The sequence below is a fragment of the Streptomyces sp. NPDC089915 genome (genome assembly GCF_040684675.1).
GTDB lineage: Bacteria > Actinomycetota > Actinomycetes > Streptomycetales > Streptomycetaceae > Streptomyces.
This window is the reverse complement of record NZ_JBFBGN010000006.1, coordinates 39,765-57,541: the sequence shown is the minus strand read 5'-3', so window position 1 is coordinate 57,541 and position 17,777 is coordinate 39,765. Positions and strand designations below refer to the sequence as shown.

Here is a 17,777-nt window from a genome sequence, read left to right as displayed (position 1 = left end):
GCTAGCGACAAGGGCCGCCGGGCCGCCGGATGTCCTCCGGGTAGGCCGTGTGCGGTACGGCCTGCTCATAGGCGACGACGCCCGCCGCGACGAGGGCGTTGATGCAGGCCTCCAGGGTCTGCATGCCGTCGCGGTGGCCGGTCGCGATCACGTTCCGGATCTGGCGGGTCTTGCCCTCGCGGATCAGATTGCGGATCGCCGGCGTGCCCACCAGCACCTCGAAGGCGGCCACCCGGCCCCCGCCGGTCCGGGGGATCAGGGCCTGATTCAGGATGCCGACCAGGGTGTGCGCCAACTGCAGCCGGATCTGCGGCTGTTGCTCGGCCGGGAACACGTCGACGATGCGGTCCAGCGTCTGCGACGCGTCGTTGGTGTGCAGCGTGGCGAACACCAGGTGCCCGGTCTCGGCGATGGTCAGCGCGGCGGAGATGCTCTCCGGGTCGCGCATCTCGCCGAGGAGCAGGACGTCGGGATCCTCGCGCAGGGCCGAACGCAGCGCGGCGGGGAAGGAGTCGGTGTCGGTGCCGACCTCGCGCTGGCTGACCGCCGAGCGCTTGTGCCGGTGCAGGTACTCGATCGGGTCCTCGATGGTGAGGATGTGCGCCGGCCGGTGCGTGTTGACGTGGTCGAGGAGCGCCGCCAGGCTCGTCGACTTCCCCGATCCGGTCGGCCCGGTGACCAGCACCAGCCCGCGCGGCATCCCCGCCCAGCCGAGGACGACCGGGGGGAGGCCGAGCTGCTCGGACGAGGGCACGTCGAACGGGATGATCCGCAGCGCCAGCGCGGACGCCCCGCGCTGTACGAAGGCGTTCCCGCGCAGCCTGGCCCGCTCCCCCCAGCTGAACGAGAAGTCGACCTGCTTCTCCCGGCGGAACCGTTCCGTGAGTTCCTCGCCCAGCACCCCGGTCACCAGGCGGTCGGCCTCCGGCTCGGTCAGCGCGGCCCCCTCGACCGGACGCAGGGCGCCGTCGACGCGGAGGAACGGCGCCGATCCGGAGGTGAGCAGCAGGTCGCTGCCGCCCCGCTCCCACAGCTCGGCGAGCAGGTGGTCGATGGTCGCGGAACTCGGCCCGGGCATGGTGGTCTCCAAGGTGGTGTGCTCGTTCACGGCAGGACCGTCCACTGCTTGACGGTGGCGGCGTGGCCGTCGAAGGACACGGCGGCCCGCAGGAGCGGACCGGACAGCAGGTCGATCCTGGTACCGCCGAGGTGCTCGGTCGCGCCGCCCGCGCCGGCGGTGACGGTGTAGGTCACGGTCAGCCCGGCCAGCTGGGAGGCCCGGGTCAGGCCGCACGGCGCCAGGTCGATCCGGTCGGGCACCGGGCCGCCCGCGCCGGGACGGACCGGCACGTCCAGCGCGTCGCCGTCGCCGGCGCAGGTGCTGCCGGCGAAGTCCACCGACACCCTCACCGACCGCACGTCGCCCTCCTCCTGGTGCGCCACCTGCAGGACGGCGTGGTCGAGAGGTCCGGTCGGGGCCGGTGCCGGCGGGGCGTAGCCGCCGAGGGTGACGGAGGCCCGGCCGCCGCCGGGGACGGCGGCGGCCGTCACGTCGACGGGCGCGCCGGGAGCCGGGGGAGTGAACCCGCTGACCGCGGTGGCCGACGCCGGTTGCGCGGTCACGGCCGGATAGGCGGTGAACAGCACCGGCTCCGGCGGGATCCCGATGACCGGGCGGAGGTATCCGGCGGCCGGCCGGATGCCGAGGGCGATGGTCCGGGCGATGAGGCCGCGGGTGACGACCTGCGAGGCGACCTGGCTCATCGACAGGTCGACGGCGGCGGACGGCGCGTAGACGGTGCCGTCGACCACCAGGCGGCTGTGATCGGCGGCGGTGTCGGCGGTGTCGGTCGACTTCAGCACCGGGCAGCGGTCGCCCGTGGTGAGGCAGCCGGACAGGGGCCTGAGGGAAGGGGCCCGGAAGACGACGTCGAGCTCGACGCCGTCGAGCCGGTCGACGGCGCCGGTACTGCCCGTGCCCAGCCTCGCGGTGTAGTCGACGGCGAGCCCGGACCACTGGCCGGCCTTCGTGACCCCGCAGGCGCCGAGGTCGACGACGTCGACGCCGAGCGCCCCCTTGCGGGCGGTCAGGGCGTGGACCGCGTCGCAGGCGGTACCGGTGCCGGAGACGGCCAGTGCGGCCGCGGGCGGCTGCGCCGGCGCGGGTGGCTCCGTCGGCGAAGGCGGCGTGGGCGGCGTGGGCGGTGCCGGGGTGGTGTCGTCGTCCTGGTGCGCTACGCGCAGCACCACTTTGTCGACCACCGCCCCCGCCGGCAGGGGCGGCACGGCGAACGCGTCGAGCCGGACCGATGCCGAGGGGGTGGCCGTGGACAGCGTCACGGCCGAGGTGGTGGCGTCGATCGCCGTCGCGTTCCCCGGGGCGGGGAACGCCGCGGTGCCGGGCGCCGCGGTGCTGGTCGCCCTGGCGGGCGATGCCGGGACCGGGGGCCGGTACGACAGGTCCAGGGCGGTGCCGTCGAGCTGGGCGGTGGCGCCGGTGGCGCCGGCGCCGAGGGCGGCCGTGTAGGTCACGACCAGTCCGTTCAGCTGCGCGGGGTCGGTCAGTCCGCAGGCGGCGACCAGGTCGAGGGTGTCGGTGCCCAGGGAGCCCTGGCGCGGGGCGAGGGTCCGGGGGCCGGCGCACGAGGGGGGCAGGCCGGGGCCGGTCAGGGTGACCGAGACCGTCGGCGGTGGTCCTCCGGCCGCGCCGGGATCGTCGCGGTGCGCGATGTGCAGCGTGGCCCCCTCCAAGACCGAGCCGGGGACCAGCGCGGGGGTGTCGTAGCCGCCGAGGTCGATGGCGGCGGTCGGTCTGCCGGGGTCGAGCGCGGCGCGGGCCGTGTCGGTGCCGTCGATCGCCTGGGCGTTGGCCGCGGCGGTGAACGTCGTCGACTTGGCGCTGGTCGCCGGCCGGGGCGCCGGCGGGTCGTAGACGACTTCGAGCCATACGCCGTCCAGGGAATCGGCCCCCAGGGCGCCGCCCCCGTCCAGTGCGGCGGTGTAGGTCGCGGTCAGGCCGGTCAGCCGGGCCGGGTCCGCGATGCCGCATGCCTTGAGGTCGACGCGGTCGTCGCCCAGGGCGGCCCGCGCGGTCAGCGGCAGGTCGGCGCACCCGGCTCCGCCGCCCGCCGGGGCGACGTGGATCCTGGGCGCCGCCGCGTCGCCGGTCTCCCGATGGGCCACCCGCAGCACGGCGGAGTGGACCGTCGACCCCGGCGGCAGGGGCGGCCGGCCGAATCCGGCCAGGGTGATCGAGGCGGACGGGGCCGCCGTGGTCAGATCGGCGCCCGCCACCGCAGCCGACGGTTGTTCGCCGATCTCCAGGGCGTTGTCGGGAGCGGTGCCGGCGGCGGTGAACCCGGTCGACGCGGACACGGAGGCCGGCTTGAAGGTGGTCGGCGTGCGGTAGGCGACCTCCAGCCAGATGCCGTCCAGGCGTTCCGTGGCGGTGGTGCCGCCGGCGTCCAGGGCGGCGGCGTAGGTCACCGTCAGGCCGGCGAGCCGGGCCGGGTCGGTGAGCCCGCAGGCGCCCAGCAGGTCGATCGGGGGATCCGTGGCGAGCGCCGTGTGCCGGGGCAGGTCGTCGGTACGGCAGGTGTCCGCGCCGACGCCGGTGGTGACCTTCACGGCGCCGGGGGCGGTCAGGCTCCCCTCGTCCTGGTGCCGGACGTGCAGTGTCGCGCCGGTGACGACCGAGCCGGGCGGCACCTTCGGGGTGAAGCCGGCGAACCGCACCGAGGCCGACCGGCGTTGGGCCGGGTCGAGGACGGCGTCGGCCGTGCAGCCCGCGGTGCCCGTCGGCTGCGCGCACCCGGGCGCGGTGGGCCGCTCGCCGCCGGTCAGCGCGTGGACCGGGTCGGCGAACCCGGTGTTCGCGACCACCCCGGTCGGCTTCAGCGTGTGGGACGGCTTCGGCGGCTGGACCCCGTACACCGCCACCTGCTGCGCGTCCGGGGTCACCGGGGCGCACAGTTCGGCGTGTCCGCGGTCGACCTGGAACCGGCTCTCGCCGCCCATCACGACCTGGACGCCTTCGGGCCGCGTCCTGTCGCAACCGCCGGGAGCGGGGACGGCCGGGCGGGTGGTGGCACCGGGATCCCAGCCCGCCGGCGTGCCGCCGACCACGCTGACCGTGGGATCGCCGACCGTCCAGACCGGGGTGCCGCCGGTGAAGGTGAAGTCGAGGTAGTAGACGCCCGGCTGCAGCCAGACGACGACGCCGGGGCAGTCGCCGCCGGTGAGCCGGGTGAGGGCGCCGGCGTCGTCGTAGTGACCGGGCTGCAGCCGCACCAGCCAGGAACCGGGGGCCGGGCACGCGGGCACCGTCCGCCGGACCGGGACGGCCGTGACGGGCGGGGCGTGGTCCGGGTCGGCGCCCACGACCGGGTCGGCGGGAGCCGGCGGGGTGTCGTTGGCGCAGTCGTGCGCGTACGGGGCCTGGGCCGGGGACAGCGGGGTCTGCGATACGGCACGGGAGCAGTCGCCGACGGCGGACACGTCCCCCGACACCAGCATCGAGGCGCCCGCGCTGGTGGTGACGTCCGACCGGGAGAACACGCCGCCCTGCACGCGCAGGCCGGGCGTGGTCACGTGGACGCCGTCCCCGGCCGCCTGGCCCAGGCTGCGCAGGGCCTCCTGCGGCTGGGTCGCGCGCGTGGTGGCCGCGGACGCGTTGAGGGGGTCGCAGTGGACCGTCATCCGCTGCCCGTTGAGCGGCGGGGCGGTGTAGTCGGCGCACGGGTTGCCCTGCGCGAAGTTCGCGATCGCCAGCTGCGTGGCGCCCTCGGCGCCGTAGCTCCGCCTGCCCTGGTCGGCGTAGGCGCCGGCGGCCTTCAGCCCCGTGCCGGCGAAGGACAGGAGGGAGACGGCGACCAGGGTGAACACGACGACGAAGGCCAGCGCGAGGACCAGCGTCGCGCCCTGCTCGTCATCGCGCCGGCGGGGCGGATCGAGGCGCCGGGGCGGGGCGGGGCTGCGGCTCGGGGCGGGGCGGCCGGTCATGACGCGCTCGACCGTCGGACGGCGGTGAGGGCCGTCGGGGGTGCGGCGGGGTCGCTCTGCACGGTCAGCGTTACCTCCGTGGGCGTGGTGCACGAGGTCTCGGCACCGCAGGTCAGCGTCACCGGATCGGCCGGTGCGGTGGGGGCGAGCCGGCCGAGGAGCGTGGTGACGACGCCCCCGCTCGTGCACTTCAGGCGGTTCAGGGTGCCGGTCGGCCGGTCGTAGGTGTAGACGACGTCGGTGCCGGGCCCGCTCAGGTGGACGATCACGCCGGCGGCGCCGCAGGCGGGGGTGGTCGTGACCCGGTCCGCGCTCTGCACGTCGCCGTAGAAGTAGCGCTGGAGCGTTCCCACGGCGCCGGTGGCGGCCACCCGCCTCTCGGTGCCGGCCGTGAACCGCAGTCCGAGGATGATCGCCTTGGACAGCAGCGTCCCGATGACCCCCACGATGACGATCGTGACCAGCAGTTCGGTCAGGGTGAACCCCGATTCCGAGCGCCTGGCCGGCGGTCGTTTCCTCACGACAGCATCGCCTCCCGCTTGACCACTTCGAGCCTCGTGTCCTTGACGGGGTGCGGGCCGGTCGCGCGCACGGTGAGCGTCACCTTCTGCACTCCGGTGTCGGCCGCCGGGCAGGGCAGGCCGAACGCACCCACCCCGTCCCAGTACTCGATCTCGACCGTCACGCTGTACCCGGCGGGCGGCGCGGGGGTCTCGTAGCCGCGGGCGCAGGCGACGTACGGGGCGCTGACGACCTTCTCGGCGGCGCTGCGGACGACCGAGTCGGCGGTGGTGACCTTCTGCTGCGCGGCCGAGCTGACGATCGCGGTGCCGATGCCCCCGAGGATGGCGACGAAGGCGACGCCGATGAGCACCACGGCGACGAGGGCCTCGACCAGGGTCTCGCCCTCTTCACCGCGGCGCAGCCGCGGGCCGCGGGCCGGGCCGGTCACTGGACCTCGACCTGGTTGTAGACGCCGTAGATCGCCGAGATGAGGGCGACGGCCACGAACCCCACGACGACCCCGACCATGATGACCACGGCCGGCTCGAACAGGCTGGTCAGCCGCTTGAGTTTGTGCTGGAGTTCCTTCTCGTAGAACTCCGACACGTTCTCGAGCTGGTCGTCGAGGGTTCCGGTCTCCTCGCCCACGCGCATCATCTGGGTGACCGCTCCGGGGAACAGCCTGGTGCGGGAGAGCGGTTGGGAGATGCCGCCGCCTTCGAGCATCTCGGTCCGGGCGTTGCCGATGGACCGTTCGTACACGAGGTTGTTGGCACCCGCGGCGGCCAGGTCGAGGGCCTCCGGGATGGGCACACCGGCCTTGATCATCGAGGTCAGGATGCGGCAGAACCGTTCGATGACCATGAAGCGGACCACGTCGCCGACTACCGGCGTCGCCAGCAGGAAGCGGTCGCGCAGCACCCGTCCCCGCTCGGTCCGCAGACCGGCGACCAGCGCCACGACGAGCACGAGGAGCACACCGGTGATGACCGGGTACCAGGCCGTGACGAAGTCGGTGAAGCCCAGCAGGATCCGGGTCGGCAGCGGCAGTTCCGCGTGGAAGGACGCGAAGAACACCTTGAACCGGGGGAGGACGAAGATCACGAGGACGAGGACGACGGCGAGGGCCAGGACCATCACCAGGCTCGGATAGGTCAGGGAGGAGCGGATGGTGCGCCGGCCCTCGACGTCGCGCTCGATGTAGCGGGACAACTGGGCCATCACCACGTCGAGTTCACCGGTCGCCTCAGCCGAGCGCAGGACGGAGATGTAGAAGGGCGGGAGCGCCTTGGTGTGAACGGCCATCGAGGCGGCGAAGCTCTCGCCGAAGCGCAGCGAGTCCATGACGTCGACGAGCACCCTGCCGAGCTTCTTGTCCTTGGTCTCGGCGCGGATGATCTCCAGGGCGTCGAGGATGGGCACTCCGGCTTTGATGAAGGTGGCCATCTGGCGGGAGAAGTTGCTCAGTTCGACCAGGTCGACCTTCTCCGCGGTGAGTTCGAGCTGCAGCAGGTTGCGGCCCTCGGCCTTGACCGACCGGACCTCGTAGCCCTGCCGGGTCAGGCTGTCGGTGACGCCGTCGACGCTGGAGCCCTTGAGCACGCCGGCGGCCTGTTTCCCGTCCGGGCCGACCGCGACGTACTTGAAGGTGGCCATGCCGGTGCACTCCTGGTTGTTCGGTGTCAGAGGTTCGTGTCGTCAGAGGTGGGGAGGAGGCGGCCTAGACCACGTACACGCTGGACATGATCTCCGCGATGGTCGTGGTCCCCTCCTCGACCAGGCGGACGCCCCCGTCCAGGAGGCTTTCCATGTGCTGCTCGCGGGCGGTCCTGCGCAGGCTGTCGACGGGTGCCTTCTCGACGAGCTGCCGCTTGATCTCGTCGCTCATCACGAGCAGTTCGAAGACGCCGATCCGCTCCTGGTAGCCCGTCCGGGAACAGAAGTTGCAGCCCCGCCCCTGCCAGAACTCGATGTCGGCCGACCCGCCGGCCTTGGTGAAGAAGGCCAGTTCGTCCACGCCCGGCCGGTAGGGCTCGCGGCACTGGTCGCAGATCCGCCGCACCAGCCGCTGGCTGACCACCCCGGCGACCGTGGAGGTGATCAGGAACGGCTCGATGCCCATGTCGACGAACCGGTGCAGCGCGGAGCAGGCGTCGCCGGCGTGGATGGACGACAGGACGAAGTGGCCGGTCAGCGCGGACTCGACGGCGATCCGCGCCGTCTCGGCGTCCCGGACCTCGCCGACCAGGATCACGTCGGGGTCCTGCCGGAGGATCGAGCGCAGCCCCGTCGCGAACGAGACGCCCGCCTGGTCGTTGATCTGGATCTGGTTGACCGACGGGACCACGTACTCCACCGGGTCCTCGATGGTGGTGATGTTGCGCTCGCTCTGGTTCAGCTCACCGAGCGTGGCGTACAGGGTGGTCGTCTTGCCGCTGCCGGTCGGTCCGCCGCAGACGACCATGCCGTAGGGGGAGCGCAGCAGGGAGGCGAACCGTTCGTAGGTCGCGGCGGGCATGCCGAGTTCGGCCAGCCGCAGCAGGGTGCGGTTGCTGTCGAGCAGCCGCAGCACCGCCTTCTCGCCCCAGATGGTGGGGGTGGTCGCGACCCGGATGTCGACCGACCTGCCGTCGATCTCGGTGGCGATCTGCCCGTCCTGCGGGCGCCGCCGGTCGACGATGTTCATATTGGCCATGATCTTGATCCGGCTGACCACGGACGGCCCCATGTTCTCCGGCAGGCTCAGCACGTCGTGCAGCGCGCCGTCGATGCGGAACCGGACCCGGACCCGGTCGGCGTGCGGTTCGACGTGGATGTCGGACGCCCGGTCGCGCAGGCCCTGGGTCAGCATGAGGTTGACCAGGTGGACGACCGGAGCGTCCTCGCTCACCACCCGGGCCCCGGAGCCCGCGCTGCGGCCGGTCTCGGTCGCCTCGAAGGCCTCGACCAGGCTGCTGACACCGGCCAGCGCCCGGTAGGCGCTGTCGATCGAGCGGCGGATGTCCGCGGGGGCCGCGATCGCCAGCCGCACCCGGTCCGGCGCGACGGCCCGGCCGACCTCGTCGAGCACGCGCGGGTCACCCGGGTCGCCCGCGGCGACCAGCAGGGTGCCCTCGTCCCGCCGTACCGCGACGACGCCGAGCGAGCGGGCCAGCGCCTCCGGCACCCGGGCGGCCGCCTCGGGATCGGGTTCGCTCTGGCGCAGGTCGGCGACGGGGACGTCGAGCTGGACCGACAGCGCCTCGATCAGCGACCGCTCGTCGAGCATGCCGAGCTCGACCAGCAGGGCGCCGAGCCGCTTGCCCGACGTCGCCTGTTGCAGGAGCGCCTCGTCCACCTGCGCCGGGGTGAGCAGCCCGCGCCGCACCAGCAGTTCCCCGAGGCGCTCCCGCTGTGCGGGCGACGGCCGCGCCGCGCCGGAGGCCGCGTCCGGGGCCGCTGCGTCCGCGGGGGCCTCGGACGGCGCCGGGCCCGGCGCTCCGTCGGGCAGGGCGGCGTCCTGGCCCGCAGGGCTCGTCGTCGCCTCGCGGCGTCCAAAAAGCCGGCGATTCGCCACGGAACCCACCCCTATCGCACGTCCAGAGCAACGGCCGATCAATCGCCCCGGAGCACGTCACGGAACTGTCAGCCATTGAGTAATCAGTTGCAGCCTACAGCACGTCATCGGCCTGGCATCTGCCACGGAAATCGGAGATGTTCCTCGGATCCGTCTCTTGTCGGCCCACTGCCCGCTCAGTAGTCTACGGCTGATTAATCACGCTGCTACTAGTGCTCGATCGTGCAGCGGTTGCCGTAGATGGAGAGAGATGTTCACTTACCTGCAAGCCACATCGCGCCGGCGGAAGCATGCGCGGAACGAGACGGCAGAAGCCGGCTTCACGCTGATCGAGCTCCTCGTCGTCATCGTGATCCTCGGCATCCTGTCGGCCATCGTCGTCTTCTCCGTCCGCGGCATCAACGACAAGGGCCAGGGCTCGGCCTGCAAGACCGACAAGTCCACGATCCAGACCGCGGAGGAGGCGATGTTCGCCTCCTCCGGCAAGTACGGCACCGTGGACGAGCTGGTGACCGCCGGGTTCCTGTCCAGCGCCTCCAACTGGTACGTGGCCGCCGTGAACCCCGCCACCGGCAAGGCCGACATCACGCTGAAGGCGCCCGCCGACACGAACGCCTGCAAGGACTTCGGCTGAGGGTGACCCTCGCCTGACGACCGCCGACCGCCAGCAGGTGGTCGGCGGTCTTCGGGCGTTCGCCTCACCGGGAGGCATCGCCGGATCCAGCGTTTTGTGACGGTAGCGACCGGTATGGGCCATGCGGCACCATGGCGGCCATGCCACCCACACTTGTCTTGATCATCGGTCTGCTGGGGCTCGCGGTGGGCTCGTTCCTCAACGTCGCCGTCTCCCGCGTGCCGGCCGGACTCTCGGTCGTCCGGCCCCGCTCCGCCTGCCCGCACTGCGCCACCCCGATCGCGCCCCGGGACAACATCCCCGTCGTGTCCTGGCTGCTGCTGGGCCGGCGCTGCCGCGCCTGCCGGGCTCCGATCCCCGCGCGCTACCCGCTCATCGAGGTCCTCACCGCGGCCCTGTTCGCCGCCGAGGCGCTGCGCTTCGGCCCGTCGGAAGTGCTGCCCGCCGAACTCGTCTTCACCGCGGGACTGCTGGCCCTGGCCGCCTGCGACGCCGAACACTTCCTGCTCCCCAAGCGGTTGCTCTACCCGACCCTCGGGCTCACCGCCGCCTGTCTGCTCGCCGCCGCGGCCGCCACCGGCCAGTGGGACCGGCTCGGCATGGCCGCGGCGTGCGGAACGGGCGGGTTCGCCGTCTTCTTCGCCCTGCACTGGGTGCGGCCGGCCTGGCTCGGGTTCGGCGACGTGCGCCTGGCCGGCCTGCTCGGCACCGGGCTGGGCTGGCTCGGTCCGTGGTACCCCGTCTTCGCGCTGCTGGCCGGCAGCGTCGCCGGGCTGCTCGTCGGCATCGCCCTGATGGCCGCGGGGCGGGCGACCCGCCAGACCCGCCTGCCCTTCGGCGTGTTCCTCGCCTCCGGGGCCGTCGCCGCCATCCTCGTCGGCGCCCCCGTAGTCCACTGGTACGAGACCGCGGGCGACCCGTACGCGCCGGCCGCATCGCTCACCCCGGTCCGCGACCTGCCCTGACCGCCCGCCCCATCGGGCCGATCGGACGGATCGGCCCGGCGGCCGGCATCGCGAACGCGACCGGTGATCCTTACCCTTGTTACTATGAAGGAACCTGATCTGCCACTGGCCGAGTGGATCGTGCTCGCACTCATGGCCGAACGGCCCAGCCACGGCTTCGCCATCGCGACGCTCACCGCCGAAGGCGCGGAAATCGGCGAGTTCTGGTACATCTCGCGCCCCATGGTCTACCGGTCGATCACACGGCTGGTCGAGCGCGAACTGATCACGGCGGTCGGCTCCGAAGAGGGCAATCGCGGACCGCAGCGCATGATCTACGCCGCCACCCGCTCGGCGAAGACGACGGTCACCAAGTGGCTCAGCGAGCCCGTCACCGAACTGTTCGACGTCCGTGCCGAGCTCACGTGCAAGCTCCTGCTGCTGAAGCGCCGCGCCACCAGCCCGGCCCGGCTGGTCGAACGCCAACGGCTGGTCATCGACGAGATCGAGGACTCGCTGCGCGCCAAGGAGCACGCGGCCGACGACCACATCGCCCGCGCGAACTACGCCCTGCGACTGGAACACGTCCGCGCCGCGCGCCGTTTCCTCGACGCGGTAGACGTAGCCGTGGACGCCGACGCGCCGAGCCCGGCGGTCAAGACCGTCTGACGTGAACGCAAAGGGCCCGGCGATCGCTTCTTCGCGATCGCCGGGCCCGCTTCGCACGTCAGGGTCCCGTGGTCAGCCGCCGGAGGCGGTCCGTCGGCTACGGAACCTCGACGACGGTCTCGCAGGAGCCGCCGGGCGAGACCGAGTCCGTGCCCGCGAGGGCCGGACCGCCGTTGCCGTCACCGGCGCAGACGTCGGTGTCGCTGCCGCCGGAGAGGGTGTCGCTGCCCGCGCCGCCGACCACGGTGTCGTTGCCGGAGCCACCGGAGAGCGCGTCATCGCCGGCCCCGCCGCGGACGACGTCGTTGCCGCTGCCGCCGCTGACGGCGTCGTTGCCGTCACCGCCGTCGAGGTAGTCGTTGCCGCTGCCGCCCGACACCGCGTCGTTGCCGCCGAAGGTGCAGATCGTGTCGTTGCCGCCGTTACCGCTGACGGCGTCGTTCCCGTTGCCGGTCGCGATCACGTCGTCGCCGCTCGTGCCGTTCACGATCCCGTTGCCGGTGATGGTGGCGGCCCGGCCGTTGCAGCCGGCCGCGACGTTGATCGTCACGGTGGCGACGTTCGAGTCGACCGTGCCGTCGGTCGCCTTGTACGTGAAGCTGTCGCTTCCGACGTAGGCGCTCTCGGCCTGGTAGTTGAACGAGCCGTCCGCGTTGAGCGTGAGGGTGCCGTGCGCCGGCCCGGTCACGACCGCCGCCGTCAGCGCGCTGCCATCGGGGTCCGTGTCGTTGCCGAGCACCCCGGAGGCGCCCACGACGAGCGGGGTGTCCGACCCGACCTGGTTGTACGAGTCGTTACCGGCCGTCGGCGTCCGGTTCGTCGTGTTGAGCAGCACCGACGCGTCCTTGACGTACGACGCCGAGCTGTTGTTGTTGGCGGTGACGACGTCGGGACGCCCGTCGCCGTCGAGGTCGGCCACCGCGACCGCCTGCGGGTTGAGACCGCCGTTCAGCCCGAAGGCGAGCGGGCTGCCGAAGGCACCCGCGCCGTTGCCCTCCAGCACGACGACCTCGTTCGAGCCGGCGCTGGAGACGACCAGGTCGACGTGCCCGTCGCCGTTCGTGTCGGCCACCGCGGCGGAGGTGAGGTTCGACCCCGCCGACAGGACGCTCGCGGCGGCGAAGCCGCCCGAGCCGTCGCCGAGCAGTACGGCGACCTGCCCCGGCGTGCCGGGCGCCACCAGGACGGCGTCCTGCTTGCCGTCCTCGTTGACGTCGGCGAGCTTGAGCTTCGACGGCAGCGCCAGGCCGGCCGAGACGCTCGACGGGGTGCCGAAGCCCCCGTGCCCGTCGCCCAGCAGCACGGAGAGCGTGCTGCTCGTGTTGTTCGACGTGACGAGGTCCTGGTGGCCGTCGCCGTTGAGGTCGGCGGCCGCGATGCCCTGCGGGCCGGTACCGGCGCCCAGGGCGAACCGCGTCGCCGCGCCGAACGTCCCGTCGCCGTTGCCGAGGACGAGGGCGGCGTTGTTCGTGTTCGTATTGGCCGTGACGAGGTCCTGCTTGCCGTCCTCGTCGAAGTCGCCGACGGCGACGTCGGTGGGGAAGCGCACGAGACACGGGTTGTCGCCCGTGGTGTCGCAGCCGGGCGTCGGGTTGAGCTGCACGGCCGTTCCGGCGGCGAGGGCGCCGGTGCCGTCGCCGAGCCAGACCAGGGCGACGTTGCCGCGCGCGTCCTGGCTGACGACGTCCTTGTGGCCGTCGCCGTTGACGTCGCGCATCACCGCCGAGCCGATGAAGATGCTCGACGAGGTGCGCGGCGCCGCGTACTTCGTCACGGCGGCGAACGCGCCGCCCCCCGAGCCGAGGAACACGCCCAGGCCCTCGGTGCGGATCGCCGTCACGAGGTCGGGCTTCCCGTCCTCGTTGAGGTCGCCGATCACGACGGCGGAGCCGCCGCGGCCGGTGTCGTCGAGGCTCGCCGCGGTCCCCAGGCCGGTGGTGTTGGTGGCGGTCGCCGAGGCCGAGGTGGCGACCACGACGATGGTCGCCGCCGCGAAGGCGAGCGCCGGGATCCGGAGCGGCCGGAGGCGTCTGACGGCCGCTGAGCGGCCTTCCGGCGTGAGGTGCCGGCGTGCTGATCTGTTCATGGGTGAGGCCCCTCCTCAGGGCCGGGTGAAGGAGACGAGGGCCGCCGGGACCGGACCGTCGGCGGGCGGGGTTCGTGCCCGGCCGACGGTCCGCTGCCCGGTTCGCGGGATCGTCTAGTAGCCGTAGGCCGCGAGGGTCGACTGGATGTTGCTGTTCGTGTCCCAGTCGATGTTGAACAGGTTCGACCAGGCGGTCGCTGCGCCGGTGTTGCCGCCGGTCAGGGCGACGCCGTACTGCTCGATCTCGCCGTAGCCGGAGTAGGCGCTCGAATCGAGCTCGGTCCACGTGTTGGGATCGTTGCTCGTGGTGTTGTTCAGCGAGCTCGACGTCCAGCTCACGTTCACGATGTTCGACTTCGCGACCAGGCCCAGCTGGGTGTTGCCGCCGGCGTTCGACGTCACGGCGCCGCGCACCTGGCTGATGCCCGATTCCAGGCGCACCTTGCAGGCGGTGCCGGCGCTGTCGCACGCGCTGCCCCGGAACACGTTCTGGCTCGGCCCGCTGTCGGTCCAGGTGAACCCGTTCTGCGTCAGCGCCTGCTTGGAGGCCGCGCCGAACGGCGCGGAGGCCGGGTCGGCGACGGCGATCCGGTGCCCGCTCGTCCCGAGCCAGCTCACCACGCCCGAGATCGTCGTGGGCGCGCCGGAGATCGGGGTGGCGTCGCAACGCGGCGACTGGGCCTTGCCGTTGCCGCTTCCGTTGGCGTCGGCACCGAGCGCCAGCGGGGGAGTCGCGCCGTTGGACGGGTCGTCGCCCTTGCCCGTGCCCGCCCAGCTGCCGCTGCAGCTGTAGATGGCGAGGTGGCCGACGGCCACGAGGTGCTTGCTGTTGGGGTCGCCGTTGCACTCGACGCTGCCGCTCGCCGTGCAGGTGCCGCCGGAGGCGGTCGGGATGACCGCGTCCACGTTGGCCTCGTCCGCCGACAGGAACGCGTCGATGTGCAGCGGCCCGTCGACGCAGTTGTTCGACGAGGAGGGGTTACAAGTGGTGTACGGGCCGGCGCTCTTCAGCTGCTGGCGCAGGTTGCCCGAGGTGATCCCGCGCATCGTCGACGTGTCGATGGCCGGCTTGTTCCAGAACCCGCCGACCTGCGACGCGGGGTTCGCGACGAACGGCGTGAACGACCTGACCGACGCGATCGTGCCCTTCATGTCCTTCAGGGCGGGGTACATGTTGTTCGCGATGCCGACCTGCGAATCCGTCGACGCGGACGCCATCGGTGCCGCGACGCCGATCAGGGCCGTGGCGAGGGCACCCGCCGCGAACGCGTTCCGCATGCGGCGCATGGCGCTGCGGCCGGAGCGCGAGGCGCTCCCAGTGCGCCTGGACTGTCGTTGCATTTGTTACTCCTCATTGATCCGGTGGGCGGCGGCCGCCGTGCGAGCACCCTGGGGGCGGCTCAGGCAAAAGCTCGCATTTCCTGGGCATCTGCCAGGTTTCCGGGCATGTAAGCGCCGCACATGCCGAGATAGTGCTCAGTCCGGACTCAGTAGTCAATGGTTGACAACTAGTCGAGCTGTGGTTGTAATGCACACATCCAGCCTGCAATGGTCGGCAGGCGAGTGTCGTCTGCCCGCCGCAGGACGCACAGAAGGGGCCGGCGGCACGATGGGCAGAGGCGTGAGATGGCAGGGTTGAGCGGACCGTCGCGCTCGCGCGCGATCAGGCGGGGTGCGTTGGTCCTCGCCGTCGTCGCGGTGGCGCTGGGCGTCGTGGTGTTCGTACGCGGTGGGTCGGATGCGGGCGCCCCGGCCAAGAGGGCCGAACGGGAGTGGTGCACGCCGGGTACCCCGCGCAGCGTGCTCTGCCCGAACGGCAAGGCGTTCGACGCCAAGGAGTTCGTCAGCCACGGCAAGGCCTTCGAGTGCGGCAACTTCGCCAGTCAGGCGGATGCCCAGGCGGTGCTGCGGGCGGACCCCGATGACCCGAACCACCTCGACGACGGGGGCGGCGTCGCGTGTCGCGGACTGCCCGAACCGCGCGACACCAAACCCGTTCCCCGCCCCGCGGCACCCTGCGGCCCCGGCGACACCCGCAGCGCGCGCTGCCCGCAGCCGGACCGGGCCTTCGACGCCCGCTACTTCCTGCGCTACGGCAATGACGCCTACGACTGCACGGACTTCGCCGGCCAGGCGGACGCGCAGGCCGTGCTGCGCTTCGACCCCGCCGACCCGAACCACCTCGACGGCGACGGGAAGGGCATCGCGTGCCCGGACCTGCCGGGACCCAAGGACGTCAAGCCCGTGCGCCGGGGAACTCCGTGACGCGGCAAGGGCCCGCGGGTAGGCCCGTGCCGGACGTGACCCATCGATCGAAGGAAGCCCCGACCACCATGACACCGGACCATCGCCCGTTCCTCTTGCGCGCCAGACGCCAGGACGGCTTCACACTGATCGAGTTGCTCGTGGTCATCGTGATCCTGGGCGTCCTCTCCGCGATCGTCGTGTTCTCCGTCAGGGGTATCGGGGACAAGGGCCGCAAGAGCGCGGTTGCCGCGGACGCCGCCACCCTGCGGACGGCGGAGGAGGCCTACTGCGCGAAGCACGGACACTACGGGACGGTCGACGACCTCAAGGCCGGCGGACTGCTGACCGGCGAGCCGGTCTACAACATGGTGTCGGTCGGCGAGGAGAACAAGTGCGGACGGGGCGAGAAGTCCTCGTACACGCTGTATGACACCTCACCGTCGGAAGCCGCGAAGGACTCGATTCCGGTGGGAGCGAATCCGACCGACGTCGCGGTCGACGCGAAGGCCAACCGCGTGTACGTCGTGGCCAAGGACGGCAACAGCGTGACCGTGGTCGACGGTAAGACCGACACCCAGCTCGGCGCCGCGATCGACGTCTCCGGCGCCGTGACGAACCCGACCCGGATCGCGGTCAACCCGGACACGGGCCGGGTCTACGTCGGCGGAACGGGCGGCGTCGCGATCATCGACACGGCCAACGGCAATCAGGTGACCCGCGTCGACGGCTTCACGGCGACCGTCACCGGCCTGGCCGTCTCGCCCGAGAACGGCGAGGTCTACGTCGGCGGCGGCAGCGCCCTGACCGGGGACTCGACGGTCGCCTACATCGCGGCCGGAGGCTCTTCGGCGACGCCCGTTCCGCTGACCGCTCAGGGGCTGGTGAACGGGAACTCCTCCATGGACTTCTCCTTCAACCCCGCGCGCCACGAGGTGTACCTCACGAAGAGCAGTCTGGGCTCCGGCGACACCCCCGACGGCAGGCTCGGCCTGTTCGCCATCTCGTCGCAGACCCACACGGCCAGAATCGTATGGTCGGAGAAGACGAAGACGGGCTGCGCCGTCAACACAGGGAACCTGCTCGTCGCGAACTCGGCTCGCGGCACGGCCGTCGTCGATCCGAATCGCAACCTCGTCTACCTCTTGGCCAGGAGGTGCGCGCCGGTGGACCCGGCGAAGCCCACGGGCACGTGGAAGCCCGTCGCCACGACGATCGCCATCGACCCCGGCAGCGGTGGTGTGACGGCGATCGACGACCCGGTGGGTGTCCCCTTCGCCCCCATCTCCGCGGTCTACAGCGCCGCCTCGGGATCGGTCTACGTCTATGCCGTCGGTGGACCCGGCCCGGCGCAATGCGGGGGTTCCGGCGGCCGTATCAGCCAGATCGTCGGGACGACGGCCATGCGGCAGACGGCGATCTGCGCGGAGACGGCCGCCGGCGGGAACATGGCCCACACCGTCGCCGTGCTGAAGAACTTCAACCGGGTCTTCGTCGCGCAGCGCAAGACCGACGTCGCGCAGGGCGGCCTCGCGGTGGCCGACGGCACCACGCTGCTGACGCAGGCTCCGCTCGGCACGTCGGGCGAGTTCGGCGCGCTGGCGGTGAACGACGCCACGGCGAAGGTGTACGCGGTCGACGTGGCGAACAAGAAGCTCGCGGTGTTCCGCACGGGATCGGACTAGGACCATGCCAGACCAGTCACGGAGCCTCCACGACGGCCGGGTTCACCGGCCGCGACCGGGCCGCCGCACCTTCATCACGGTGGCCGGGGCCATCGCGGCGGTCGCCCTGACCGCCTGCGCCGGCAACGCCCCCTCGGAGACGAGCACGATCGACGTCACCCCCTACGTCCACAAGGGCCACGTCGTCGACTGCGGCACGTTCAAGGCCCAGGCCGACGCCCAAGCCGTGCTGCGCGCGGACGCCCTCGACCCGAACGGGCTCGACCGGGACGGCGACGGCGTCGCGTGCCCGGAGCTGCCCGGGCCGAAGGACAAGAAGCCGGTCCACCGCGACTTCATGACCGACCTGGACGGCGCTCCGATCGTCGAGCCGGTCAAGCCGTCGCCGACGTAGCCGGACGGTAGCCCGGGCTCGCACCCCGCGAGGCACCCGATGCCCGCATCCGGTCCAGGA

14 protein-coding genes are annotated in these 17,777 nt (G+C 72.3%); 6 read left to right on the top strand and 8 right to left on the bottom strand.

The genetic code is table 11. The annotated features are described in order from the left end of the window. Nucleotide 1 precedes the first annotated feature (1 nt). From AB0O29_RS03550 to AB0O29_RS03525, 6 genes are all read right to left on the bottom strand, one after another. On the bottom strand, nt 2–1,108 hold the full coding sequence (locus tag AB0O29_RS03550; RefSeq protein ID WP_365145412.1) for a type IV pilus twitching motility protein PilT: 1,107 nt from the start codon (nt 1,106–1,108) through the stop codon (nt 2–4). Next, entirely contained in the window at nt 1,105–5,001 is a 3,897-nt protein-coding gene (locus AB0O29_RS03545) for a hypothetical protein (protein ID WP_365145409.1), read from the bottom strand. The genes AB0O29_RS03550 and AB0O29_RS03545 overlap by 4 nt, the downstream gene beginning before the upstream one ends. Then, entirely contained in the window at nt 4,998–5,522 is a 525-nt protein-coding gene (locus tag AB0O29_RS03540; RefSeq protein WP_365145406.1) for a type II secretion system protein, read from the bottom strand. Before AB0O29_RS03540 ends, AB0O29_RS03545 begins: the two co-directional genes overlap by 4 nt. Continuing rightward, nucleotides 5,519–5,953, bottom strand: a complete 435-nt coding sequence (locus AB0O29_RS03535; RefSeq protein ID WP_365145403.1) for a type II secretion system protein — start codon at nt 5,951–5,953, stop codon at nt 5,519–5,521. The genes AB0O29_RS03540 and AB0O29_RS03535 overlap by 4 nt, the downstream gene beginning before the upstream one ends. Further along, entirely contained in the window at nt 5,950–7,161 is a 1,212-nt protein-coding gene (locus AB0O29_RS03530; RefSeq protein WP_365145400.1) for a type II secretion system F family protein, read from the bottom strand. The genes AB0O29_RS03535 and AB0O29_RS03530 overlap by 4 nt, the downstream gene beginning before the upstream one ends. A 64-nt stretch (nt 7,162–7,225) precedes the next feature. Continuing rightward, nucleotides 7,226–9,061, bottom strand: coding sequence for a GspE/PulE family protein (locus AB0O29_RS03525; RefSeq protein WP_365145397.1), 1,836 nt, complete (start codon nt 9,059–9,061; stop codon nt 7,226–7,228). Nucleotides 9,062–9,311: 250 nt separating this feature from the next. Between AB0O29_RS03525 and AB0O29_RS03520 the strand changes: the two genes are divergently transcribed. The 3 genes from AB0O29_RS03520 to AB0O29_RS03510 all read left to right on the top strand — a co-directional run bounded on the left by AB0O29_RS03520 (nt 9,312) and on the right by AB0O29_RS03510 (nt 11,308). Beyond that, a complete protein-coding gene (locus AB0O29_RS03520; RefSeq protein WP_365145394.1) occupies nt 9,312–9,695 on the top strand; it encodes a prepilin-type N-terminal cleavage/methylation domain-containing protein in 384 nt (127 codons plus the stop codon). Between the two features lie 140 nt (nt 9,696–9,835). Beyond that, a complete protein-coding gene (locus AB0O29_RS03515; protein WP_365145391.1) occupies nt 9,836–10,660 on the top strand; it encodes a prepilin peptidase in 825 nt (274 codons plus the stop codon). A gap of 84 nt (nt 10,661–10,744) precedes the next feature. After that, complete coding sequence (locus tag AB0O29_RS03510) at nt 10,745–11,308, top strand: helix-turn-helix transcriptional regulator (RefSeq protein ID WP_365145388.1); 564 nt, start codon at nt 10,745–10,747, stop codon at nt 11,306–11,308. A 97-nt stretch (nt 11,309–11,405) separates the two neighbouring features. Here the strand turns inward: AB0O29_RS03510 and AB0O29_RS03505 are convergent, their stop codons facing one another. Continuing rightward, on the bottom strand, nt 11,406–13,394 hold the full coding sequence (locus AB0O29_RS03505; protein WP_365145385.1) for an FG-GAP-like repeat-containing protein: 1,989 nt from the start codon (nt 13,392–13,394) through the stop codon (nt 11,406–11,408). 114 nt (nt 13,395–13,508) lie between these two features. Next, nucleotides 13,509–14,672: a hypothetical protein gene (locus AB0O29_RS03500; RefSeq protein ID WP_365145382.1), complete on the bottom strand. Its 1,164-nt coding sequence runs from the start codon at nt 14,670–14,672 to the stop codon at nt 13,509–13,511. 357 nt (nt 14,673–15,029) lie between these two features. Between AB0O29_RS03500 and AB0O29_RS03495 the strand changes: the two genes are divergently transcribed. From AB0O29_RS03495 to AB0O29_RS03485, 3 genes are all read left to right on the top strand, one after another. After that, entirely contained in the window at nt 15,030–15,659 is a 630-nt protein-coding gene (locus tag AB0O29_RS03495; RefSeq protein ID WP_365145379.1) for a hypothetical protein, read from the top strand. A gap of 95 nt (nt 15,660–15,754) precedes the next feature. Continuing rightward, nucleotides 15,755–17,323 (top strand): prepilin-type N-terminal cleavage/methylation domain-containing protein, encoded by a 1,569-nt coding sequence (locus AB0O29_RS03490; RefSeq protein ID WP_365145376.1) that lies wholly within the window; start codon nt 15,755–15,757, stop codon nt 17,321–17,323. A gap of 4 nt (nt 17,324–17,327) precedes the next feature. Further along, entirely contained in the window at nt 17,328–17,717 is a 390-nt protein-coding gene (locus tag AB0O29_RS03485) for an excalibur calcium-binding domain-containing protein (RefSeq protein ID WP_365145374.1), read from the top strand. Nucleotides 17,718–17,777: the final 60 nt, after the last annotated feature.